25 protein-coding genes and 1 riboswitch are annotated in these 22,663 nt (G+C 65.6%); of the genes, 8 read left to right on the top strand and 17 right to left on the bottom strand.

What is annotated here, in order from left to right:
• Positions 1–17: 17 nt before the first annotated feature.
• Positions 18–1,055 (top strand): putative sulfate exporter family transporter, encoded by a 1,038-nt coding sequence (locus tag HF024_RS15895; RefSeq protein ID WP_168690191.1) that lies wholly within the window; start codon positions 18–20, stop codon positions 1,053–1,055.
• A 6-nt stretch (positions 1,056–1,061) separates the two neighbouring features.
• Here HF024_RS15895 and HF024_RS15890 read toward each other — a convergent pair whose 3' ends face one another.
• The 8 genes from HF024_RS15890 to HF024_RS15855 form a co-directional block, all read right to left on the bottom strand.
• Positions 1,062–1,952, bottom strand: a complete 891-nt coding sequence (locus HF024_RS15890; protein ID WP_247597151.1) for a LysR family transcriptional regulator — start codon at positions 1,950–1,952, stop codon at positions 1,062–1,064.
• Positions 1,953–2,084: 132 nt separating this feature from the next.
• The gene (locus HF024_RS15885; protein WP_168690189.1) at positions 2,085–2,810 is read right to left on the bottom strand and encodes an RES domain-containing protein; all 726 of its coding nucleotides are present in this window, start codon (positions 2,808–2,810) and stop codon (positions 2,085–2,087) included.
• On the bottom strand, positions 2,807–3,208 hold the full coding sequence (locus tag HF024_RS15880; protein ID WP_168690187.1) for a hypothetical protein: 402 nt from the start codon (positions 3,206–3,208) through the stop codon (positions 2,807–2,809). The genes HF024_RS15885 and HF024_RS15880 overlap by 4 nt, the downstream gene beginning before the upstream one ends.
• 184 nt (positions 3,209–3,392) lie before the next feature.
• The gene (gene eno, locus HF024_RS15875; RefSeq protein WP_168690185.1) at positions 3,393–4,766 is read right to left on the bottom strand and encodes a phosphopyruvate hydratase; all 1,374 of its coding nucleotides are present in this window, start codon (positions 4,764–4,766) and stop codon (positions 3,393–3,395) included.
• A 156-nt stretch (positions 4,767–4,922) separates the two neighbouring features.
• On the bottom strand, positions 4,923–5,300 hold the full coding sequence (gene crcB, locus HF024_RS15870) for a fluoride efflux transporter CrcB (protein ID WP_168690183.1): 378 nt from the start codon (positions 5,298–5,300) through the stop codon (positions 4,923–4,925).
• Positions 5,297–5,824: a fluoride efflux transporter CrcB gene (gene crcB / locus HF024_RS15865; protein WP_168690182.1), complete on the bottom strand. Its 528-nt coding sequence runs from the start codon at positions 5,822–5,824 to the stop codon at positions 5,297–5,299. The genes crcB (HF024_RS15870) and crcB (HF024_RS15865) overlap by 4 nt, the downstream gene beginning before the upstream one ends.
• A gap of 45 nt (positions 5,825–5,869) precedes the next feature.
• Positions 5,870–6,625 carry a 2,3-bisphosphoglycerate-dependent phosphoglycerate mutase gene (locus tag HF024_RS15860; RefSeq protein WP_168690180.1) on the bottom strand — a complete coding sequence of 252 codons (756 nt, stop codon included), beginning with the start codon at positions 6,623–6,625 and terminating at the stop codon, positions 5,870–5,872.
• On the bottom strand, positions 6,622–7,137 hold the full coding sequence (locus HF024_RS15855) for a universal stress protein (protein ID WP_168690179.1): 516 nt from the start codon (positions 7,135–7,137) through the stop codon (positions 6,622–6,624). Before HF024_RS15855 ends, HF024_RS15860 begins: the two co-directional genes overlap by 4 nt.
• Before the next feature lie 172 nt (positions 7,138–7,309).
• Positions 7,310–7,373, top strand: a riboswitch (Fluoride riboswitch).
• Positions 7,374–7,410: 37 nt separating this feature from the next.
• On the opposite strand from HF024_RS15855, the gene HF024_RS15850 reads away from it, so the two are divergent.
• The 3 genes from HF024_RS15850 to HF024_RS15840 are packed head-to-tail and all read left to right on the top strand — an operon-like array spanning position 7,411 to position 11,065.
• Positions 7,411–8,955: a DNA mismatch repair protein MutS gene (locus HF024_RS15850; protein WP_168690178.1), complete on the top strand. Its 1,545-nt coding sequence runs from the start codon at positions 7,411–7,413 to the stop codon at positions 8,953–8,955.
• A complete protein-coding gene (locus HF024_RS15845) occupies positions 8,952–10,466 on the top strand; it encodes a DNA mismatch repair protein MutS (RefSeq protein ID WP_168690177.1) in 1,515 nt (504 codons plus the stop codon). The genes HF024_RS15850 and HF024_RS15845 overlap by 4 nt, the downstream gene beginning before the upstream one ends.
• Positions 10,467–10,477: 11 nt before the next feature.
• On the top strand, positions 10,478–11,065 hold the full coding sequence (locus HF024_RS15840; protein WP_168690176.1) for a histidine phosphatase family protein: 588 nt from the start codon (positions 10,478–10,480) through the stop codon (positions 11,063–11,065).
• Here the strand turns inward: HF024_RS15840 and HF024_RS15835 are convergent.
• From HF024_RS15835 to HF024_RS15815, 5 genes are all read right to left on the bottom strand, one after another.
• The gene (locus tag HF024_RS15835) at positions 11,049–11,828 is read right to left on the bottom strand and encodes a hypothetical protein (protein ID WP_168690175.1); all 780 of its coding nucleotides are present in this window, start codon (positions 11,826–11,828) and stop codon (positions 11,049–11,051) included. The genes HF024_RS15840 and HF024_RS15835 overlap by 17 nt on opposite strands.
• Positions 11,821–13,077, bottom strand: coding sequence for an MFS transporter (locus HF024_RS15830; protein ID WP_210723968.1), 1,257 nt, complete (start codon positions 13,075–13,077; stop codon positions 11,821–11,823). Before HF024_RS15830 ends, HF024_RS15835 begins: the two co-directional genes overlap by 8 nt.
• A gap of 272 nt (positions 13,078–13,349) precedes the next feature.
• Positions 13,350–14,435 carry a cation diffusion facilitator family transporter gene (locus HF024_RS15825; RefSeq protein WP_168690174.1) on the bottom strand — a complete coding sequence of 362 codons (1,086 nt, stop codon included), beginning with the start codon at positions 14,433–14,435 and terminating at the stop codon, positions 13,350–13,352.
• Positions 14,432–14,812 (bottom strand): metalloregulator ArsR/SmtB family transcription factor, encoded by a 381-nt coding sequence (locus HF024_RS15820; RefSeq protein ID WP_168690173.1) that lies wholly within the window; start codon positions 14,810–14,812, stop codon positions 14,432–14,434. Before HF024_RS15820 ends, HF024_RS15825 begins: the two co-directional genes overlap by 4 nt.
• Positions 14,813–14,886: 74 nt before the next feature.
• Positions 14,887–15,567, bottom strand: a complete 681-nt coding sequence (locus HF024_RS15815) for a cation diffusion facilitator family transporter (RefSeq protein ID WP_168690172.1) — start codon at positions 15,565–15,567, stop codon at positions 14,887–14,889.
• Positions 15,568–15,617: 50 nt separating this feature from the next.
• Here HF024_RS15815 and HF024_RS15810 point away from each other — a divergent pair, with 50 nt between their 5' ends.
• The gene (locus HF024_RS15810) at positions 15,618–16,199 is read left to right on the top strand and encodes a cation transporter (RefSeq protein ID WP_247597150.1); all 582 of its coding nucleotides are present in this window, start codon (positions 15,618–15,620) and stop codon (positions 16,197–16,199) included.
• 279 nt (positions 16,200–16,478) lie between these two features.
• Here the strand turns inward: HF024_RS15810 and HF024_RS15805 are convergent, their stop codons facing one another.
• The gene (locus HF024_RS15805; RefSeq protein WP_168690171.1) at positions 16,479–16,898 is read right to left on the bottom strand and encodes a MerR family transcriptional regulator; all 420 of its coding nucleotides are present in this window, start codon (positions 16,896–16,898) and stop codon (positions 16,479–16,481) included.
• 182 nt (positions 16,899–17,080) lie between these two features.
• On the opposite strand from HF024_RS15805, the gene HF024_RS15800 reads away from it, so the two are divergent.
• Positions 17,081–18,592, top strand: a complete 1,512-nt coding sequence (locus HF024_RS15800) for a SulP family inorganic anion transporter (RefSeq protein ID WP_168690170.1) — start codon at positions 17,081–17,083, stop codon at positions 18,590–18,592.
• A 233-nt stretch (positions 18,593–18,825) separates the two neighbouring features.
• Positions 18,826–19,209: a hypothetical protein gene (locus HF024_RS15795; protein ID WP_168690169.1), complete on the top strand. Its 384-nt coding sequence runs from the start codon at positions 18,826–18,828 to the stop codon at positions 19,207–19,209.
• Between the two features lie 3 nt (positions 19,210–19,212).
• Here HF024_RS15795 and HF024_RS15790 read toward each other — a convergent pair whose 3' ends face one another.
• The 3 genes from HF024_RS15790 to lgt all read right to left on the bottom strand — a co-directional run bounded on the left by HF024_RS15790 (position 19,213) and on the right by lgt (position 21,700).
• Positions 19,213–20,466: a chloride channel protein gene (locus HF024_RS15790; protein ID WP_247597149.1), complete on the bottom strand. Its 1,254-nt coding sequence runs from the start codon at positions 20,464–20,466 to the stop codon at positions 19,213–19,215.
• An 85-nt stretch (positions 20,467–20,551) separates the two neighbouring features.
• Positions 20,552–20,746 carry a hypothetical protein gene (locus tag HF024_RS15785; RefSeq protein ID WP_168690168.1) on the bottom strand — a complete coding sequence of 65 codons (195 nt, stop codon included), beginning with the start codon at positions 20,744–20,746 and terminating at the stop codon, positions 20,552–20,554.
• Between the two features lie 9 nt (positions 20,747–20,755).
• Entirely contained in the window at positions 20,756–21,700 is a 945-nt protein-coding gene (gene lgt / locus HF024_RS15780; protein WP_168690167.1) for a prolipoprotein diacylglyceryl transferase, read from the bottom strand.
• A gap of 236 nt (positions 21,701–21,936) precedes the next feature.
• Here lgt and HF024_RS15775 point away from each other — a divergent pair, with 236 nt between their 5' ends.
• Complete coding sequence (locus HF024_RS15775; RefSeq protein ID WP_168690166.1) at positions 21,937–22,656, top strand: VTT domain-containing protein; 720 nt, start codon at positions 21,937–21,939, stop codon at positions 22,654–22,656.
• The last annotated feature ends 7 nt before the right edge of the window (positions 22,657–22,663 follow it).

Below are 22,663 nucleotides of genomic sequence, written 5' to 3'. Positions count from 1 at the left end.
TCCGTCACGGTCGAAGCATGGAATTCTCTCCCGTCCGGACTCTGCCGAGAAGGATCGCTGCCCGGGGAGTCGAGGTCGCGCCCGGTGCCGGTCTGACCGTTCTGATCGCGCTGGCCGCTACTGGTGTCTCGCGCGTGGTGCCGGCGGTCGGCAGCGCCCTCCCGGCCCTCATCATCGGAATCGTGGGGAGCATGATTCGCCGGCCGGGCGGCCGATTCGCACCGGGCATCGGCTTTTCCGGAAAGTTCGTGCTTCAACTCGCGGTCGTCCTGCTCGGTGTCCAGCTCTCGTTGTCGAGCGCGCTCGTCGTGGGTGTGCAGTCCCTTCCCGTGATGCTCTCCACGCTGGCGGTGTGCCTCCTCGCCGCCTGGGGCGCCGGCCGGGCTCTACGCATTCCGCGCCGGGAACGCACCCTGATCGGTGTCGGGACCGGGATCTGCGGCGCGTCGGCGATCGCGGCGATCTCCCCCATCATCGGCGCCGCGAGTTCCGAGATTGCCTACGCGGTCTCGACGATCTTCCTGTTCAATGCGGTCGCCGTGCTGGTGTTCCCTCTCATCGGGCATGCGCTGGGGATGAGCACCCACGCATTCGGTCTGTTCGCGGGCACTGCGGTGAACGACACGAGCTCGGTGGTCGCCGCCGCGAGTCTGTTCGCGACCTCGGCGCTCGGATTCGCCGTCGTCGTCAAGCTCGTGCGCACGCTCATGATCGTCCCGATCAGCATCACGCTCGCCTTGGTCGAGCACCGGCGGACGAACGCCGGCGCTCCGCTGACCGCGCGGCGGTTGATCGGTCTCATCCCCTGGTTCCTCGTAGGATTCCTCGTCGTCGCCACAGCCAATACGCTCATCGCGGTTCCCGCCGACGTGCACGAAGGGCTCGTGACGGCGAGCGTGTTCCTGGTAGCGGTGGCGCTCGGGGGGATCGGCCTGTCCACCGATGTGGGGGCGATCCGTCGCGCCGGCTGGCGGCCGCTGGTGCTGGGCGCCGTGCTGTCGACGCTCGTCACCGTCACCAGCTTGGGAGTGCTCGCCATCACCGGGCAGCTCTGACCGCCGTCACGAGATCGCGTGCACGACCTCCAGCAGCGGACGTGCGCTCGCGGGCACGCCCGACCCGCTGCGTCGCCACACCGCGGTCAGCGGCCGGGTGATGCGCAACTGCCGGATCGGGACTTTGACGAGGGTCCCGGCGGCGATCTGCTCGCGCACAGCGAGGATGCTCAGCACGGCAGGGTGGTCGCCTGCCGCAGCGGTCGCGCGGATCGCACTGGTGGAGGAGAGCTCCAGCGCCGGCCGAACCGGCGGATGACCGGCGCCCGTCAGGGCGCGCTCCAATGCGAGACGGGTGCCCGAGCCGCGTTCGCGGGAGACCAGGGGAGCGCCGGCGAGCTCCTCCGCTGAGATGCCGCGGGGCCGCCGCGCCCACGGATGGGTGCGTCCGACGACCACGACCAGCTCATCCGACGCGAACTCCATAGTCGCCAGATCGGTGGGCACATCCGGCGTCTCGATGAACCCGATCGTCGCCGCCGAGCTGCGGACGGCCAGGAGGACCGCTTCGCTGTTCGCGGCCGTCAGCTCGATGCGCGGCCCCCGCCCGCCGGTACTCAGCGCCGTGAGCCAGCGCGGCGCGAGATGCTCCGCGATCGTCATGCTGGCGGCGATACGCAGCGTGTCGTCCGTCGCCTGGCGCAGGGAGGCGACGGAGGCGTCGAACCGTTCCGTGGCGTCCAGGAGGTCGGCGGCCCACTCCACGATGAGGGCGCCGGTCTCGGTCGGATGCGCGCCCCGAGTGCTGCGAACGAGCAGAGCAGCACCCAGATCCAGTTCCAGCGCCGCGAGCCGCATCGACGCCGCCTGTTGCGTGACGCCTGCTTCGCGGGCTGCAGAGGAGATGCTACCCGTCCGGGCGACCGCCACCAACAGCCTCAGGCCTGCAATGTCCACGAACGCCTCAGTCTTCGCACCCGCCCACGCTATCCCTCCTCGGCGCAGCGGTCCCTCGGCCGGGCGGCCACCGGTCAGCCCCGCGAACCTTCGATGGCCGCCTGTTCGGCCGCCTGGAGTCTTCCATGCCAGTCAGTCGTCGATCCAGCGCAGGCCGAGGCGTCGGAACGCCTCGATTAGCTCATCGGTCTCCCGCGTGACGCGGTGTGGGTCGCTGTGGGGGTCGATGTGGCTGCTGCGCTGCTCATCGTCAGAGCGCTCGAACATCGCCCACATGCGGATCTCGTCGCCGTGGCGGGATCGGAACTCGATGCCGTCAACGAGTTCGGTGCGGTCCTCGCCGCGCAGGTCGTAGACCCAGTGCGCGATCGACCGGGTCAGTACCCGGTCTCGGGCGTCCTTCAGGAGCGCGCTGTCGACGTCAACGAGTGCGATGTCGTGCCGGTCGAACCGGTAATGGGCTTTGAGTGTGGCGAGGCTATCGGAGTGCGTGATGAAGCAGTACCGGCCGGTCTGTTCGGCGTCCCCGTACATTCGGCCGTTCAGCCAGGAATGGCCTACCTCGCCACTCCCGCCCTCAGGGTGATGGGCGATACTTCCGTCGTCCTCGAAGTCGTCCAGTTCTGCCTCGAGAGCGGTTGATGGCTGCAGCTTTGCAAGCATCTCCAGAAAACATCCGAGCAGGGTGTCGGAGGTGTAGAGCGTGCGGAATTGCCCGAGCTGATCGTCCCACCGCCCGTTGAACAGGCCGTCGTCTGTCGCATACCGCCACGGCGTCCACGCCCATATGTCCGGCTCGAACCCGACACGCCAAACCCGTCCCGGGTCGCCCGAGACGTTCAGCTCGACCGGGCTCATCCGATGTAGGCGAACGACTTCGCCGCGGCGAGCACCTCGCGCGCGACCTCCAGCGGCTCGCCCTCGCGCAGCACCTGTGCCGGGGCTTGGTCGCCAAGCGAGGGGTTCATGCCTTTGAACCAGGACTGAACGGTGATGGCGTCGTAGCGCTCCCGCAGTAGTGCGGCCGCGTGGTACGCGTGGCGCAGGCGCTCCTGGTCTTTCTCGCCGGGCGAGCCTTGGCCGTCGGCCCAGCTGGAGACCGAGCGGGCCGACTTCACGCCACCGATGTAGCCGACCAGACGTACGCCGAGGACGTCGCGCAGCCGAGTCACCAGATCATTGAACGGGAGACCGATCGACTCCTCATGAGCACGGAGACCTGGCCGCTGATCCGAGACCGTTGGGAGCTTGACCATATGGCTAGTGTAGCTGCCGGCACACTTAAAATGCACCTAAAAATGCGCCCGCTTTCGCGGGCGAAAACATTACGGTCAAGGAAGTCTCTTGCCGGCATCAGGAAGGTGAGAGGGAGCGCTTGGTGTAGGGAAGCGCTCCCTCTCGGCTCGCGTCAGGCGTGGACTCCTGAGAGTCGCGAGCGGCTTAGGGGGAGACCGTTTCGGTCGCCGGGGTGGGGATAGGCAGCAGGCCGTACGGAATCCGCGGGGCCATGGCTTCGATTTCCGTGAGGCGGTTGTATTTCGCGACCCGTTCGCCGCGGGCGGGCGCACCGGATTTGATCTGGCCGACGCCGGTGCCGACGACGAGGTCGGCGATGAAGGTGTCGAGGGTTTCACCGGAGCGGTGTGACACCATCGCCTGCATGCCGAGATGTTTGGCCGTCTCGATGGCGTCCAGTGTGCCGGTGACAGTGCCGATCTGGTTCGGCTTGATGAGGGCTGCGTTGGAGTACCGGTTCTTCGCCCCGTCTGCGATGCGGCGCATGTCGGTGACGTAGAGATCATCGCCGACGAGCTGTGTTCGGTCGCCGACCGCGTCGAAGAGAAGTTTCCAGCTTTGGTGGTCGTCTTCGGCGAAGCCATCTTCGATGCTGCGCAGGGGGAACTCGTCGAGCAGGCGCAGGTAGTAGTCGACAAGCTGGTCACGGGAGAGCAGGTTGCCGGCGATCTTGTATTGGCCATCACGTTCGTAGAAGCCGTTCGCGGCCGGGTCGATGGCGATCGCCACATCATCCAGGCCCGGTGTGTAGCCGGCGTCTTGGATGGCAGCGACAAGGAGAGTCATCGCTTCTTCGGGGCTGGCGATGTCGGGGGCGAATCCGCCCTCGTCGCCGAGGCCGGCGGTGTGGAACTTCGCTTTCACGCGGGCGGCAAGGGCGTGATAGATCTCGGCGCCGGCTTCGACGGCGGCTTCCTCGTGAGCGGCGCCCACGGGAGCGATCATGAACTCTTGGAACTCGAGCGGGTTGGCGGCGTGTGCGCCACCGTTCAGGACGTTGAAGTGGGGGACGGGCATCCGTTCGGTGCTGTCGGTGACTCGTGCGATCCAGACATGCAGCGGAACTTCCGCGGCGTGCGCGAACGCCCGCGCAGTAGCGATAGAAACCGCGACCACGGCGTTCGCGCCGAGGCGTGCCAGGTTCTCTGTTCCGTCAAGCGCCCCGATCGCGTCGTCGACCTCGCGGATGTTGGACCAGCGGCTGCGGGAGAGCAGCGGAGAGATTTCCTCGGTGACCGAACTTACGGCACGGTGGACGCTGCGACCGGAGTAGGACGGCCCGTCATCGCGCAGCTCGGCGGCTTCGAAAGCTCCGGTGGATGCGCCCGCGGGAGCTGACGCGGTAACCACGGCTCCGTCGCCAAGGTGCATTGTCACGGCGACTGTGGGGTATCCCCGGGAGTCCAGAATCTGCCGGGCGTCCACTCGTTCGATGTGGATCGGGTGGACGTCGGGGTGGCTGACGTAGTGGCCCTGATGGGTGGGATCGATGTGTCCGGTGTAGCCGTGGTCGACCATGGGGTCTCCTATCTCTGAGCATGGGGGATCGCTTGAGATAGGGACTGTTGTCGGCATCGAGGTTGGTGTCGGCGAGCCCCACCGCCGAGACGCCGAAGCGTCACGCGTCAGCATGCCAGAGAACCACGCCGGGTGGAAGGGCGAGTTTGTTCTCTCTCAGAAAAGGCCGCCCAGCCAGAGGCCGAGGCCCGCGGCCAGGAGCGCCCCGGCGAGCATTCCGAACCCGTTGATCGCGGACGCGGCGTAGCGGCCGTCTTGGGCCAGGCGTACGGTTTCGAAGCTGGCGGTGCTGAACGTGGTGTATCCGCCGAGGAACCCGGTGCCGAGAATCAGCCGCCACTCGGTGGGGAGGAAATGCGACAGCGTGAGCCCGGTGACCAGGCCGAGCAGGAAAGACCCGGTGATATTGATGACGGTGGTGCCCAGTGGGTAGGCGATGCGAACGCGGGCTTTGACCAGGCCGTCGGTGATCAGGCGGAGGGCCGCTCCGGCACCACCAGCTGCGGAGAGGGCGAGCACAACCCAGGCGATCACCGTGCACCCGCCTTCATCCGTGCAGCACGGTGCACGGCGGCGCCGATGATGATGCCGGCCAGAGACGCGGCAGCGCCCATGAGGACAGTGGCCACACCGTAGAGGATGCTGTTGCCGATTTGGGCGGAGGCGATGAGCCCGTCGGTGTCGACGGCGAAGGAACTGTAAGTGGTGTAACCGCCGAGGACCCCGGTTCCCACGAACAGGCGCACCGCCCGGCGCAGGCCTTGGTCGGGGCCGCCACGGGAGAGTGTTTCCAGCAGCCAGCCGAGCGCAAACGCGCCGGTCACATTGATGGTGAAGGTCGCGATCGGCAGCCCCTGCCAGGCGGGGATCGCGGTGGAAAGCAGGTAACGGATGCAGGTTCCGATGGCCCCGCCGACGAAGACCAGACCGATGTACTTCCAGTGCAAATGGATCGGCCGCGGCGCGCGACGTTGTGGCTCTTCGACCTCCAGGTCGGGGTCGATGGGCAGGTCGTCGGCACGGTCGGGTTCGCGCTTGTTCAGGCGTTCGTAGGTCATGCGTTCCGGTTCGATTCGGGGGATTCGGGGCAGGGAGGGCTGGCGCTAGGTTCCGCCTTGGCGGGCGAGCAGAGTGGCAGCTTCGACGGCAGCGGCGGGGTCCAGATACGTGGCCGAAAGCAGTTCGGGCGTTCTGGGGGAGAGGTCGAAACGATACCTCAACGGGTGGCCGGTCGGAAGGTTCAGCTGCTCAACGGCGGGGATGCTGAGGTTTTGGATGAGCATCGCCAGGGCTCGCAACGAGTTCCCGTGCCCGACAACCAGGGTGCGGGCACTGAGGATGAGGCCGGGGCTGAGCTGCTCCTGCCAGAAAGGGGTGACCCGCTTGACCACGTCACCCAATGATTCGGTGCTGGTCAGGGCTTCTGGGGGGAGGGATCGGAAGGGTTCGGTGCGTGCGAACTCGTCCAGCCGGGCCACGTCCATTGGCGGGGGTGCGGTGGCGTAGGAGCGCCGCCAGGTGAGGAATTGCTGGCGACCGTACGTCGTGGCGACGGCGGCTTTCGAGAGGCCGGTCAGCGCTCCATAGTTGCGTTCGTTCAGCCGCCAGTCCGCGATCACCGGGGGAGTTTTCGGGAGGAAGAGGGGCAGCATCCCGGCCACAGTTTCGGCTGTCCGCGACAGGCTGGATATCCAGATCCGATCAGGGACGGCCCCGGATTGGACCAGGAGCTGTGCGGCGTGTTCGGCTTCGGTGACGCCGGCGGCGGTCAGATGCACGTCGGTGATGCCGGTGAACAGCCCGTCCGCGTTCGCGGTGCTCTCCCCATGCCGGAGAAGGTGGAGCTCAGCGAGTCTCACTCCCACGGCAGCGCTCCGCCGTCGGTCACCGGGGAGAGCGGAATGACCAGGACCGGCCGGTTCTGGCGGTGGGCGAGATGTACAGCGACCGAGCTGCGGAAGAATTCGCGCATCCCACGTCGGAGGCTCGCTTCGTGGGTGCCGACGATGATCATCCGCGCGTTCAGTGTGTTCGCGAGGTGGGCGAGCGCCCGGGCGGGTTCACCGGCGAGGGCCCGCACGCTCCAGCTCACCCCGGTGGGCGCCAGCACGCGTTCGATCTGAGCCGCCAGTTTCGGGTCGAAGCTGTCCTCGTCCAGTTCGGGAAGGTCGGGGTCCAGAGGGAGTGAGTGCACGGAACCGTCGGGGTTTTCTTCGACGGTGTAACGCCCGAGGTCGACGTGTGCGCACACCAGTTCACAGCCGAGGTCGCGCGCCAGTTCCCCGGCCTGCTGGAGAACCGTGTCGGGGCGGCTGCCTTCAACGCCGACCAGGATTACTCGGCGGGGATCGGTTGGGGTGTGTTCGGTCATGACCGGCTCCTATCTCGTTTCGGCGCGCCCGAAAGTTGAGATAGGGACCGTTGTCGGCTGCGCCGAGGTTGTTCGCGGTGAGCCCCACCACCGCAGCGCTGTGCGCTGCGCCTAGTCTGCCAGATCCTTCACAGCGGTCAACATCTTGTGGCGTGCACCGTCCGGGTGCACACTGGTCAGTGGCGATGAAGCTCGCCAGCAACCGCGGACCGTCCGCTAATGGCTTCTACCTGCACCACCGCGCTGCACGGCGTCCAGGTAGAGGAGAACCCATTGGCAGAGAACACTGCACCTTCGGCCAGCATCCTCTTCGTATCCTCCCCAAACGAGCCCGCCATCGAGCTGGTGGAGGTCGAGTCGGATGCGTTCGGCGACTTGAATCTTGACCAACTGGTCGCTGATGTGACTGCCGGCCGTGACCAGTACGAGTTGAGGCCGTACTTCTTCACACCGCTAACTAGTGCTGCCGCGGTGCAGTTCCGGCACGCTGTCATCCAGGACCTCGCCCAACCGCGGGTGAGGAAGAGCATCCACGGTTTCGCGGAGGGAATGCGCGCCATGCGGACCCTGCTGGCAGAGGCCGACTCCCTGCGCTACCGGCAACAGAAGCAGCGGGTCGCTTTGGAGGCGGTGACCTGCTATCTGCGAGCCGTTGGCGGCCTGGCCTCCGGGTTCATGGACGCCGACCTGGCCTCCTCGGGCATGCTGCGATTCCGCGACCAGTTGGATCAATACGTGGCCTCCGAGGCGTTCTCGACGCTCGCGGAGGATGCCGACCAGACCACTGACCGGCTCGAGCAGATCCGGTATGAGTTCCTGATCGAGGGCGGCAGAATCAGCGTGTTCCCGCTGACCGAGGAAGCCGACTACAGCGCCGACGTCGCCGCTACGTTCTCGAAGTTTCGGCAGAGCGAGGTCGCGTCCAAGCTGCAGAGCCGGCAGGATCCGGTTGCGATGAACCACGTCGAGGCTGGGATCCTCGGCCTGGTCGGTGAGGTGTTCCCCGATCAGTTCGATGCTCTTGCCCGGTTCGTGCAGAAGCACGCCGTGTTCCAATCCGCGATGATCGCACGCTTCGACCGGGAGGTGCAGTTCTACCTCGCCTACCTGGAGTATCTGGAACGGATACCCGACCTGGCCACGTGTCTTCCGACGGTGACCAGAGAGCCCACGAGTTCGGTGCGCGACGCCGTCGACCTGGTGCTGGCCGCGAAGCTCGCCGGAGGAGCACACCCGGTTGTCGGCAACGACTTCTCGCTCACCGGTGAGGAGCGCGTTCTTGTCGTCACCGGCGCGAACCAGGGCGGCAAGACCACGTTTGCCCGCGCCTTCGGGCAGCTGCATTATCTGGCAGCGCTGGGTCTGCCGGTTGCGGCGTCCTCTGCGACGCTGCACCTGTTCGACCGCGTCTTCACCCACTTCGAACGGCAGGAGAACCTACAGAACCTCACCGGCAAGCTCGAGGACGACCTGCTGCGTGTTCACGCGATCCTTCAGCAGGCGAGCGGGGAGAGCATCGTGATCCTGAATGAGATCTTCACCTCGACCACCGTGAGCGACGCCCTCTTCCTCGGCACACAGATCCTCGACCGGATCATCACCCTGGGGGCACTCGGGGTGTATGTCACGTTCGTCGACGAGCTCTCAGCGCTCGGGCCGGGTACGGTCAGCATGGTCGCTGAGGTCGACCCGGCTGAGGTCACCACGCGCACCTTCCGCATCCGTCGTCGGCCGGCGGACGGGCTCGCGCACGCCACGGCGATGGCGGCCCGATACGGGCTGACGGCGACACGGTTGCGGGAAAGGATCCACGCATGAAAGCCCACCTGCTTTTCAAGGACATCGACTTCGATACTTCGATCCGCCCCACCAGGCTGCAGCTCCAGCTCGGTGCCGACCTGGAACTGAACGCGATCGTGACCGTGATGGCAAACGACGACGCGTTCCTCCGCAACGTCGCCGAGGCCGCGTTGCTGCAACCGCTGACCGACCCGGAGCGCATCACCTACCGGCAACAGGCGCTGACCGACGCACTGAACCGTCCGGAGGTGCTCCGGAGCCTGTATGCCGTGTGCGTGCAAACGTTGGTCGAAGAAAAGAAGATCTACGGCTGGGGGCTGGGCTCGCCCACCTCGAGCCTGCATCGCTCGGTCGAGGCCTTGGAAATGTTCATCCTCCACCTGCGCCAACTCCGGCTGATCGCCGATGAGCACGCCGCCGGCTTCCACTCGCCAGCCTTCACCGAGCTCTGCCGGATGCTGAGCGCCGAACTCTCCGACGACTACTTCGCCGAAATCGACGACCATCTGCGCCGGCTGCGGTTCCGACACGGCGTGCTGATCAGGGCCCGTCTCGGACACGCAAACAAGGGCACCGAACTGGTGCTGCGGCGACCGCTGCAGCAGAAAGTGACCCTCTTCGAACGGCTCGGTTTCGCCCACCCTGCCCACTCGATGACCATCGCGGACCGGGACGAGGCCGGATTCAACGCTCTCGCGGATCTGCGCAACCACGGCCTGAGCCTGGTGGCCAACGCTCTTGCCCAGTCCACCGAGCACATCAAGAATTTCTTCACCATGCTGCGCACCGAACTCGGCTTCTACCTCGCAGCGATCAACCTCCAGGACGCGCTGACAGGCACCGGCGCCGGCACCTGCATTCCCCTACTCACCAGCGACGCCGGCTTCCGGTCAACGAATCTCTACGATGCGGCGCTCGCGCTGATCAGCCAGAGCACGGTGATCGGGAACGATGTGGATGCCTCCGGCTGTTCGACCCTGATCATCACCGGCGCGAACCGTGGTGGGAAGTCCACGTTCTTGCGCAGCTTGGGACTAGCGCAACTCCTGGCCCAATGCGGCTTTTTCGTCCCCGCCGACCGCTTCGAAACCGGGGTGCGCGCCGGGATCTTCACCCATTTCAAACGGGAAGAAGATCCCTTGATGCAAAGCGGCAAGCTTGATGAAGAACTCGCCCGCATGAGCAGCATCGTCGACCAGCTCACCCCCGGCAGCCTGTTGCTGCTCAACGAATCGTTCGCATCCACGAACGAACGGGAGGGCTCCGAAATCCTCCGCCACATCGTTGGGGCGCTCACCGCAGCAGGAATCCGAGTTGCCGTCGTCACTCACCTCTATGACTTCGCGCACCGCCAATTTGACCAGGGCGACGCAGATGCGCTGTTCCTGCGAGCCAACAGGGACCAGAGTGGGAACCGCGATTTCCGGCTTGTCGTCGGGCCACCGCTTCCCACCAGTTTCGGGGAAGACATCTATCACCGGATTTTCGACGCAAAAGACTCGGCGCCGCTGACCCAGCCGGTGCCCTGAGAGGAGAACACATGTCGCAGCAGGAGAATGGGCAGCAACTCTATCTGGTGCGGCACGGGCAGACCGCGTTCAACGCCGAGGGTCGGCTGCGCGGGTTGGCGAATCCGCCGCTTGACGAGACCGGGCGGGCAGAGGCCGCCGCGCTCGGACAGTACTTGCAGAACAAGGGCGTGGTCGCCGCGTTTTCCAGCCCCCTCACCCGAGCTGTGACCACTGCTCAGGCCATCGCTGATGCTGCCGGCGTTGACTCGTACGCGGATGACCGCTTCAACGACCGTGACTACGGCCCGTGGACCGGACACATCAAGGCCGACGTGATCGCAGAATTCGGCAGTGTCGACGCCGCCCCCGGCGTTGAACCCGTCAGCCAGGTGATGGCTCGCGCGCGCCCGGCGCTTGATGCTGTGCTGGACCAGTACCCGGAGGGGGCCGTCGTCGTGGTCACCCATGACGCGGTGATCCGACCGCTACTGACCGAACTCGATCCGGAAGTGGGTCCGGTTGCGGCACCCACCGGATCGGTTAACGAGCTGCTGCGCCTCGACGGGGCTTGGAGGATCCAAGTGGTGGATCTCGTTCCCTCTACGATGACCGGGTGAGCGTCAGCGGGAAGTCCCAACCGTTGAACCAGCTCACCGCTTGAACCCACGACGCGTTCACCAATTCCGTCGTCGGCCGCCCCGATTGCGTCATCGAGTCCGTCAGCGCCCGCACCCGCCCCGCCAACTCCATCAGCGTTGTGCGGGTCAGCTCCACAGACGCGTCACTGATCGCCAGACCGGACAGCAGATGCGCACGGCATGGGAGCGTCCCGGGCTGTGCGGCCACCGAGTGTGCTTCCGCGCAGTCGGGGCAGACGGTCGCCGCCCACATCGGCCGGGTTTCGGTCAACCAGTCTGCGGTGAAGCGCATCTCGTTCGCTTCGCTGGTGAGCTGCTGCAGGTCCATGCCGGCGTGCGTGACCAGGATTCCGGCTAGTGCGCCGCCGCGCACGTCGGCACAGATCACGCACTGCCCGTGCCGCTCGAGCGCCTTGACCTGGCCCCGACGCCGGCCGGTGCGGAGCCGGCCGGCCATCGTCTGCAGAAGATCGGTGTAGAGGACCGTGAGGTCAAAGGGTTGGTGGCCGCCGCGTGCACCGGCGCCGGCCTCCCACAGTTCGATCTCCACGACCGCGTAGGCCCAGGAGTGCCGGGGACACATGCCCCAGTACTCCTTCAGCCGCTGCCGGGTCGGGCCGCTCATGATGTCGCCGTGGACAAAGTCCCACAACACCCGCACCTCCTCCGAGCTCAACAGCGCACCAGAGTCTCGGCCCAACGGTCGGTCGAACCGCTCATCGCCCTCCACCGGGTCAGGCACGCCGGCTCCCGCCCGGGACCCGAAGCACGATCGACCCGGTAAAGGAGAGCAGCATCCACGCCGCCGCGTAGAGGAAACCGGCGGTCGGTGAGACGGTCGTGTACAAGATGCCGGCGACGACGGTCCCAACGATGTTTCCGATCGCTTGGACGCCGCCGATGACGCCGAAGCCGCTGCCGCGCAGATGATCGGGAAGGATCTGAGCCACCAGCGCAGACTCTGCTGTCTCAGCGAATCCGATGCCCGCGCCGGCAAGCGCGAAGGCCAGCAGAATCGCCCACCACGGTGTCGGCCCAAACGCGAATACCGCGTAACCCAGCACGTAGACCAGCGCTCCTGCCGCGAACACCCGCCGTGGCCCGGTTTGATCAATCCATCGCCCGCCCAGGATCGACACTCCGGCCGCCACCGCATTGTGTGCCGCATAGATCAGGATGGCGGTGGACACCGCACTGGGGGCGGACATTCCCTGCCCTTGGAACAATTGCGTCGCCCGCAGGATCAGCAGCGTGCTCGCCAAGTTTCCACACTCGAACAGCACGATCGGCAACAACGGCCGGCCTAGACCTGCGCCGCGTAGGCCGGCCAGGTCGAACCGGATCCGCTGTCGGACACCGTTCCCGTGCCGGCGCGCCTCGCGTGCGGCGAATCCGATCGCGATCGCGGCAAGAACGCCGGGGATCAACGCGAACCAGATCGCCGGCCGAATGCCCAGCCAGGCGACAAGCCCGGCGGCCCCGAGGGGTCCCACCACCGCGCCCAAATTGTCCCCTGCACGTTCCAGCCCGAACGCGCGCCCGTAGGCGCGCTGCGGCGCCAGCGAGGAAAGCATCGCGTCCCGAGCCGGTGAACGGACGCCTCGCGACGCCCACGCCAGAGCGCGAAGGATGGCGACCTGCCACACAGCAGTGGCGAGGCCGATCGCCGCAGTTGCAAGAGCGGTCACCAAGTAGCCGCCAGTAGCCATCACACGCCTGCGGGGCGGATCGTTCGCCAGCGGACCGCCGATCAACTTCGCCACGCCGGTCAGCGCATCGCTGACCCCTTCGATCACGCCCAATGACGCCGCTGACCCGTGAAGAACACTGGTGAGAAAACTCGGAAGCACAGAGGTTGCGATCTCATGGCCGGAATCCGAGAAGAAGCTTGCCGCAGCCACACTCCCAACGCCCGGCGTCAACCAGTGCTGGTCTGCTTCTGTATCAGCCGCTTCGTGCACCGGCTCGGGCGAGTCCGACTCTGTGGTCACGATGAAGCCCTAGCAATGGCGGGCGCGATCATGTTCACAGTTCCCCTATCTCCAGACAGCACAAATCCTTGAGATAGGGACTCTTGTCGGCGATGATGCCGAAGTTACCTACGGTGAGCCCCACCGCCGCCGCGAGAACGCGCAAGTCACAGCATGCCAGACCGTTCCGGTGTGGCCAACGAACTCGCCAGATCTGCGAAGACGGTTGCCGCAATTCTCTTGTGAAAGATGCCTTTACGACCGTCCTCTGAACTGGCAGGAGCGGGAGTTACTCAGGAGGGAGTTGAGCGGCAAGCAGCGATAGCGTCCCCGACCTCGATGTGGAGTTCATCCAGATTTCGCAGGTGTTCCCGCGCATTGGTACGTGCTGCGCCAACGATGTGCTGTGCATCGTTTAGGCTCTCCGCATCCACGCCGAGTTGCGCACTACCGTGCAACCGGTGCCCGACCCAGCGCAGCTGTACGCGCGGGACAGCAGTGACGCCGGGCGTCTCTTCAAGAGCATGCTCTAGACGGTCCACCAGCTCGGGCTCGATGCCGTCGAGCAGGCGCCGTCCGATGCTGCGGACGGTGCCCCCGAGCAGGACGATGATCGCGGCCGAGATCAGCAGACCCACGATCGGGTCGGCCAATGGGAAGCCGAGCATGACGCCGAGAGCGCCGAGGACGACGGCGAGCGAGGTGAACCCGTCGATGCGCGCGTGCACGCCGTCGGCGACGAGGGCGGCGGAGCCGATCCGCTGGCCGACTCGGATGCGGTAGATCGCGACTGCTTCGTTGCCGGCGAAGCCGATGAGGCCGGCGGCGATCACCCAGCCGAGGTTTTCGAGCGGGTGGGGATGGAAGAGCCTGTCGATCGACTGCCACGCGGCGACGACCGCAGAGAGAGCGACGACGGCGATGATGAATAGCCCGGCGAGATCCTCGGCGCGCCCGTAGCCGTAGGTGTAGCGGCGGGAGGCGACCCGACGCCCGAGCACGAACGCAACCCAGAGTGGCACGGCCGTGAGCGCGTCCGAGAAGTTGTGGATGGTGTCGGCAAGAAGGGCGACAGACCCGCTGAAGGCGACAATGATCGCCTGCAGCACGGTGGTGCCCAGCAGTACGAACAGGCTGATCTTCAGTGCACGGACACCCTCGGTGCTCGCCTCCAGCGCGTCGTCGATGGAGTCGGCGGCGTCATGCGAGTGCGGGACGAACAGCCCGTACAGGAATCCTTTGAAACCGGTCGGGTGCTGGTGGCCGTGCTCATGATCATGGCCGTGGCCGTGGCCGTGGCCGTGGCCGTGGCCGTGGCCGTGGCCGTGTTCGTGCGTGTGGCCGTGTTCGTCGTGCTCGTGGGCGTGTGTCCCGCTCACGCGCTCGTCTCCGCGCCGAGCTTGGCCTCGGCGTGATGGTGCCGCGGCGTGCCGCCGAGCGAGTGCTCGGCCTGGAAGATCGCGTCCGTCACGAGTCTGCTCGTGTGTTCGTTCTCGAGCCGGTAGAACACTCGCTGACCGTCCTGGCGGGTCGAGACAATGCGAGCCAGGCGCAGCTTCGCGAGGTGCTGGGAGACCGCGGCAGGCTGCTTGTCGAGGATGTCCGCCAGGTGGTTCACCGAGAGCTCGCCCGCGTCCTTCAGCGCTAGCACAATCCGCACCCGCGTTGCGTCGGCCAGCATGCCGAACACCTCCACTGCGAGCTCGACGTACTGGCTGTCAGGCAGTCTTCCACATATCGCTTTATCTGCATCCATACGCAGATTAAAGATCAACACGGTGTGCGATGCAAATTGCGCGACCCGACCGGCACACGCCTTCACTGCAAAAGTCAGTCGCCGTCGAAGTCGACTGCTTTCCCACGTAGTGCCGAGATCGCCTTCACGATCAGCTGGATCGCCGCGATGGCGATCAGGACCGAGACCGCCAGCGCCAAAACCGGGTCCAGCCAGTAGAGCCCGTTCGTGACCAAAATAATGACGCCGGCCACGGCGATCGCCGCTGCTGCCGCAGCATCCGCAAGCGCGTCGATCAGGACCGACCGCATATGCAGGTCCTCGCCGGCGGCCGAGCGGCCGAGGACTAGTGCACCGGTGAGCATCACGACAACAGTGACCAGGCTGACGATCACCATCGGCAAGCCCTCAACGGGCGGTGAACCTTCACGCAACCGCGAGATCGCCTCGATCGTCACGGTTACTGTCACCGCGAGCAGGAGGGTGGCATTCACGAGCGCCGCGATGGCGATCGGTCGTTGTGCGTGCGGATGGTCCGGGTCATGGTCCCGAAGCGCGATCGCAACGAGGCCGAGCATCAGAGCAAAGCAGTCGGCGACGGTGTCGCCAGCGGCGGCGAGAACGCTCACGGAATGAGCGAATATCCCCGCGACAACAAGCCCGACGATCAGCACCAGGTTGAGACCGAGCACGATCAGGATCCGACGACGCTGACTCCACCTCGGCACCTTCACGGTCACGTGGTTGGACTCGGGCGGATTCGGAGCACCGGACACCTGACCATTGTTTCATCCCCTCAGAAGGCGGCATCGAGTACGGTCGTCGAGTGACCGACCCCGCGATGAAACTCCGCCGATCCGGCATCGCGCTGGAGATCGTCACCCTCGGTTGGAACGTGGTCGGCGTCGTGTTGCTGGCGATCCTCGCCTACCAGTCGGCGTCCGTCGCTCTGCTCGGCTTCGGGCTCGACAGTTTGATCGAGATCGGCGCGAGCACCGTCGTCATCTGGGAGCTCACCGACACCAGCCCGTCCCGGCAACGCGTGGCCCTACGTCTCATCGGCTGGGCGTTCATCCTCCTGGCCCTCTACCTCCTAGTGCAAGCGGTAATGGCGCTGGTGCTGGGGCACCACGCCACCCCCCTGATCGGTGGAATCACCTGGACCGGGGCGACCGCGCTCGCCATGTTCACCCTCGCCTGGGGCAAGTGGGTCGTCGGCAAGCGCCTGGACAACCCCGCGCTTCTCACCGAGGGACGGGTCACCCTCATCGACGGAATCCTCGCGACCAGCGTGCTGCTCGGGATCCTGCTGAACTACACCTTCGGCTGGTGGTGGGCCGACCCGGTAGCCGGGCTCATCATCGTCTTCTACGCCGCACGCGAGGCAATCCACATCTTCCGCGCGTAGTTGCGATGCCAGGACGGGTCGACCACGACCGAATGTTCGATTCAACTTGTTCGGGCCGATAGCTGCAAACAGTAGCGTCGGGCCGCCTCGTTCCGTGGAAACCTGCATTAGATGCAGGAATCCACACGGTCAGCGGCATCCCTGGCCGAGCGTGCGCCGGGATCACAGGACCGCCAGCGGAACTAAACGCCTGCCATCAGCAAATCTGCAGTCGCGACGGATTGGCGGGAGGTTTTGCATCAAATGCAACTCACGTGAATTAATCACTGATGAACCTGATTATGACAGTCTGGGTGTGGACTGTACGTCTTCTGCCTGCTTGGAGAACACACTTCGGCGTGATTCTAGGAGGTCAATGAACTCGTCGGCCATTGCGATCTGCTCGCGCAGCTTCTCGCGTCGCTCGATGGCTTGCGCGACGAATTGATCGAGCGCCTGGCTGGCGTCGGTGGCCGATTCTCCGTCGTCGACGACCGACAGGAGGTCGGCCATTTCCTCCAGCGAGAACCCGAGGGGCTTCATTCTCCGGATTAGCATGAGCCGTTCGTAGTCGGTCTCGGTGTATACGCGGAAGCCGCCGTCAGTTCGGCCTGACGCCTTGACCAGGCCGACCTCGTCGTAGTGGCGCAGCGTACGCAATGACAGTCCCGTGCGTTCGGCGAGCTCGCCGATGTGCATGCTGCGCGGTTCCCTAGTCATGACCCTCATTTCAACTCAACCCTCACGTTAGGGTAGAGTTATGCAGGTTCGCTGATCGAGCGAACACATTTCCCACCATTCTTCCCGCTGCGGCGGCAGGTGCGCGCGCGACGAGGCGCCGGATCACAGCCATTGCCCATCCGGTCCTCGCGCTGAGGGCCTCGACCTGTTGGAGCATCTCCATGTCTTCCGCCATCACGGCAGCCTCCTACCGGGCGCATCCCACCGTCCTGGAAGCGCTGCGCAACCCCCGCCTGCTGACCCGTGAGGTCCTCGCCGGGCTCGTGGTCGCGATGGCACTCATTCCGGAGGCGATCTCTTTTTCGATCATCGCCGGTGTTGACCCACGGGTCGGACTGTTCTCCTCGTTCGTGATGGCCGTTTCCATCGCGTTCCTCGGCGGCCGGCCCGCGATGATCTCCGCTGCGACCGGCGCCGTCGCGCTTGTCGTCGCCCCCGTGGTGAAGAACTATGGCGTCGAGTACCTGTTCGCGACCGTCATCCTGGCGGGCATCTTCCAAGTCGCTCTCGGGCTGCTCGGCGTCGCCAAACTCATGCGGTTCATCCCGCGAAGCGTGATGGTCGGCTTCGTCAACGCCCTCGCAATCCTGATCTTCATCGCCCAGTTGCCGCACTTGATCGGCGTCCCCTGGCTGGTGTACCCGCTTGTCGCGGCCGGCATCCTGATCATGGTGTTCATGCCGCGCCTGACCAAGGTCGTTCCCGCACCGCTGGTCGCGATCATCCTGATCACCGTCGCTGTCGTCGTCACGGGCCTGAACGTACCCACCGTCGGCGACGAGGGCGAACTGCCACACAGCTTGCCGCAGTTCCTCTTCCCCGCCGTGCCCCTGACCTTCGAAACGCTGGGACGCATCGCGCCCTACGCGCTGGCGATGGCGCTGGTCGGTCTGCTCGAATCACTGATGACAGCCAAGCTCGTGGATGACATCACCGACACCCACTCCCGGAAGACCCGCGAATCCCTCGGTCAAGGCGTCTCCAACGTGCTCTCCGGCCTGTTCGGCGGCATGGGCGGCTGCGCCATGATCGGTCAAACCATGATCAACGTCAAAGCCTCCGGCGCCCGCACCCGCATCTCCACCTTCCTCGCCGGCGTGTTCCTCCTCATCCTCGTCGTAGCCCTCGGCGACATCGTCGCGATCATTCCCATGGCAGCCCTCGTCGCGGTGATGATCATGGTCTCCGTCGGCACATTCGACTGGCACAGCATCCGACCCGTAACCCTCAAGCGGATGCCGCTCGGCGAAACCATCGTCATGGTGCTGACCGTGATCGTCGTCGTCCTGACCAACAACCTCGCCATCGGAGTCGTCGTCGGCGTCATCGCCGCAATGGTCATCTTCGCCAAGCGAGTCGCCCACTTCGCCACCGTGCAGCGCACGATCCGGTCGGACGGTGACGAGGCGGTCGCCTATTACACCGTGACTGGGGAGCTGTTCTTCGCCTCCAGCAACGACCTCACCACCCAGTTCGACTACGCCGAAGACCCCGACCGGGTTGTCATCGACATGGCCGGCTCGCACATCTGGGACGCCTCCACCGTCGCCGCCCTCGACGGCATCACCACCAAATACGGGAACCACGGCAAGACGGTCACCATCGAAGGCCTGAACGACGCCAGCACCCGGATGCACGAGCGGCTCGCCGGGAACCTCGGCGCCGGACACTAGCGCCGGGCGGCGTAGCGGCGTGGAACTGCCTAGCGGCTGATGCCGGAGCGAATTCCAGCGGCAGCGCCTTGATGGTGGCTGACGTAATGGCCCTGACACAGTTGGTGGCCTCATGAGCCGGCCAATCGGTAAGCCAACGTCCAGTATTTCCGTGATACGGCTGGTGATGGCGAACGCACCCATGTCTCGGAGAATTTCGCAGTCCCTCAGCGGTCGCGGCCTACACTGGCACCGTGACGCACCATCGCAGTAGTTCGCGGCCGTCTCCGGATGAGGAGATCGTTGCGACGGTTCTCGGAACGTTTGCTCGAGAGCGATACGCCCTCGCCGCTGTGACCGGAGCCATAGTTCTGGTCGCCTCTGCAGCTATCGTGAACTCTGCACGCCCCCTCTTCGGGCACTCCGGATTCGGGCTTGCGATCAGTCTGACATCCTGCCTGGCCGGGATACTCTTGTCCGCCGTGACTCTGGTCTGGAGTGTTATCAACCGGTCGTCAGACAGACATGTGTCTGAACATCTGCGCGGCACGCACGTCGTCGCGTGGGCACTTACATTCGTTATCAGCGGCGCAGCCATCCTCGATCTCGTCGCCTTTGCTGTGATCCTGCGTCGCTGACGGTCAGTCAACGCCGGTGAGGCGGCGGCGCCCGAGCACGTAGCCGACCATCACGCTCCCGGCGATGGCGAGCATCATCGGGACCAGCATCGAGGGGCCTTCATTGGTGAACTCGATGACAAGCACCAACGCCGTCAACGGTGCCCTCATCGACGAAGCGAGGAACGCCGCAGCCCCGATCAACGCGAACGCGGGCGGAGGAACACCGGGCCACAGAGCACTCCACGCCCAGCCGGCGAGAGCACCCGCAGCGGCACCGATGGCCAATGACGGCGTCAGCGTTCCACCGGCGGCGCCGCTGCCGATCGTGCCGACCGTCGCAACCACTTTGAAGACGAGCAACGCTGCCAGCAATCCGACCGGGATGGCCACATCGAACGCGATCTGACCCAGAGCGCGACCGTTTCCGAGAATCGCCGGGAATGCAAGCGACAACACACCCACGGCAGCGAACGTGAGGGGCATGACGATGAGAATGCCCCATGATGCCGGCCGGTGCGCCTGCGCGAACTGGGCAAGCCGCACGAACCCGATGGCCGCGAACCCCATGATCGGCCCCACGATGATGGACCAGACCACCATCGACGGCGAAAGCGTGAACTGCGGCAACGAGTACAGCGGGGTCGCCGGCACGACCAGGTGCCCGATCAGGGTCGCGATCGCCGACGTCGCCAAGGCCGGAAGCACCGTCGCGAAGCTCACCTCCGCCAAGAGAATCTCCACAGTGAAGATCGCGCCCCCGAGTGGCACGCTGTAGACGGCGGCGAGTCCGGCGCCGGCACCGCATGCAACGAGAATCCGACGCTCACGTGCGGTGAGGCCGGCCTTCTCGCTCAACCATCCCGACACCAGCGCGCCCAGCTCTCGCGGCGCAACTTCTCGGCCGATCGAAGCGCCGAGACCGACGATCACCACCTGCAAGCCGGCATTGATCACAGTGACGAAGGGGGGCATCCGCCGACCGCCGACGCTCTGCTCGACAGAGACGAACGGCGGCCCCCATCGGCGCAACGCCCACCAACCGACCGCGCCGATGACGCCCGCGAGCGTCAGTGCGACGACGCGCGTGACAGGTGGGGCGTGAAGCAGACCATCGAGGAAGGTGCCCTCCGTGTATCCGTACGCGACATGCTGGATCAAGTGCAAGCAGATGGCAACCAGCAACCCACCCACGCCGGCTCCCACACCGACAAGGAGCGTGACGACCGCCAGGCGCAGCAACCAGCTCGGGGATGCGGGCAGGGTCGGGCCTCTCACAGGTCGATGCTAGCTGCAGACCAGGCGGCTACGTCCCCACATCGCAGCACCGACACGGGCACCCGGCTGACGACCGGCGCGCGCATCAGGCAGCCAGAAGTTTCGTCCCCGCGCGAATCAGCAGTACCGCAACCAGAATTGAAACCGGTCCGACGAGAAAGATCCATCCCCACGCCTGCTGGATCGTCACAACCATGAGGGCGATAGCGCCCAAACCCCCGACACCGCAAAGGAGAATGCCGAGTACCACACGAAACGTACGAGCCAGCAATACTCCCATCCTTTCAGGCTATCTCACGTCGATTCGGCGCGATCGGTGGGCGTGAGCGTCGGGCTCGGCACCTCGATGGCTAGCCAGTTCGTCGTCCGTGTCCGGCGCCATATCGGTGGAAGTCGATAGCACGTATGGCGAAGGTTCGGCGCCGGGGTGTCGACGGGTCTGTATGACGAACAGGGTGATTCCGATGGCGACGGCGGCGAAGGAGGCCCACACGTTTGCGGGGATTCCCAGCCATCCGTCGCTGGTGGGGTCGATGCGGATCGCTTCGAGCCAGCTGCGGCCGAGTCCGTACCAGATGAGGTAGAGCGCGAGCACCCGGCCCCATTGCAGGCGGAAGCGTCGTTCGAGCAGAAGGATGACGGCGACGCCGGTGAGGTTCCAGATGATCTCGTAGAGGAAGAGCGGGTGGAAGAGTGTTCCGGGTGGCATCCCTGCCGGGAATTTGGCGTTGGTGGCCTCGATCTGCAGGCCCCACGGCAGGGTCGTCGGCAGGCCGAAGAGTTCGTGGTTGAAGTAGTTGCCGAACCGGCCGAGTGACTGGGCTACGAGGAGGGCCGGGGCGAGTGCGTCGGCGAAGGCCCAGAACCGGAGGCCGGCGCGTCGGGAGGCGATGTAGACGCCGAGTGCGCCGCCGAGGAGGGAGCCGTAAAGGGCGTTGCCGCCGTCCCAGATAGCGAAGACGTTCCAGAGGTTCGCGCCGGGGTAGAAGTAATCGCCGACGTGGGTGAACACGTGGTAGAGGCGGGCGCAGACGATGCCGAGCGGCACGGCCCAGAGGACGACATCGAGCACGATTCCGCGGTCGACGCCGCGGTGGCCGAGCCGGTGCGCGGTGATGAGGGAGGCTGCGATGATGCCGCTGAGGATGCACAGCGCGTAGGTGTGCACGGTGAGCGGTCCGAGCTGGAATTGCGCCCATTGTGGGGGCGGGCTGGGGATGCTGAGCGCGTGCACGGGGATCTCCTTGTAGTCATCAGGACGAACTCGGTCAATGCGAACGAGCGGCGGGACAAAGCAGTGAGCGCTCCGCGTTCAAGTGCTTTCGGCTTCCCGTCCGTTTGCAGCTGTGCGTCGTCCCCACTGACGTTCCCGACCCTAGGGGACGGGTCCTGACCAGCGCCCGGCAAGCGGTGCTGCGAGGGTGCCGGGGTCTGCGAGAGTTCACACGGTCGGCGCGTTGGGGAGAGCCGGTGCTCCTGGTCTTCGAGGTTTCTGGGGACCACGAGGGTTCACTGGGCCTTAATGCCATCCGCCTGAGAGAGGACACCATGATCCATACCGGTCTCATCGACCCGCAGACCATCATCCAAGCGGCCGGCCCGTGGGCGCTCGTCGGTGTGTGCGTGCTGGTGTTCATCGAGACGGGTCTGCTCGTGGGCTTCTTCCTGCCGGGGGATACGCTCCTCTTCCTCACGGGGGTGCTCAGCCTGACGGGCCACTTTGTCGAACCGCTGTGGGTGATCATCCTGGCCGTTGTGGTGGCGGCAGCGCTAGGAGATCAAGTCGGTTACGCGATCGGCCGGCGCTCGGGACCTGCCGTGTTCGAACGGCGGAACTCCGGCTTCTTCAGTCGAGCAAGCGTCGAGCGTACGGCGCAGTTCTTCGACCGGTTCGGCGGTTCGGCAGTCATGGTCGCACGCTTCGTCGCCGTGGTGCGCACGATCGCACCGGTCGCGGCAGGGGTGGGCCGGATGCGCTGGTCGGTGTTCACGATCTTCAACATCGTTGGGGCTGCCGTCTGGGCCAGTGCAGTCATCCTCGGCGGGTACGGCCTCGGGCACATTCCCGGGGTCGCGGATTTCGTGGCGAAGTACCTCGACCTCGTGCTGATCGGCATCGTCGTGCTCTCGGTGGTGCCGCTGGTGATTCGCCTCGTCACCGTCCGTCGGAGTTCCCGAGCAGGTTCGTAATCTCGCG

This window comes from Leifsonia sp. PS1209 (genome assembly GCF_012317045.1).
In the GTDB taxonomy this organism is placed as follows: Bacteria; Actinomycetota; Actinomycetes; order Actinomycetales; family Microbacteriaceae; genus Leifsonia.
The sequence above is the reverse complement of the archived record's forward strand: the minus strand, read 5'-3'. Positions and strand labels throughout refer to the sequence as shown.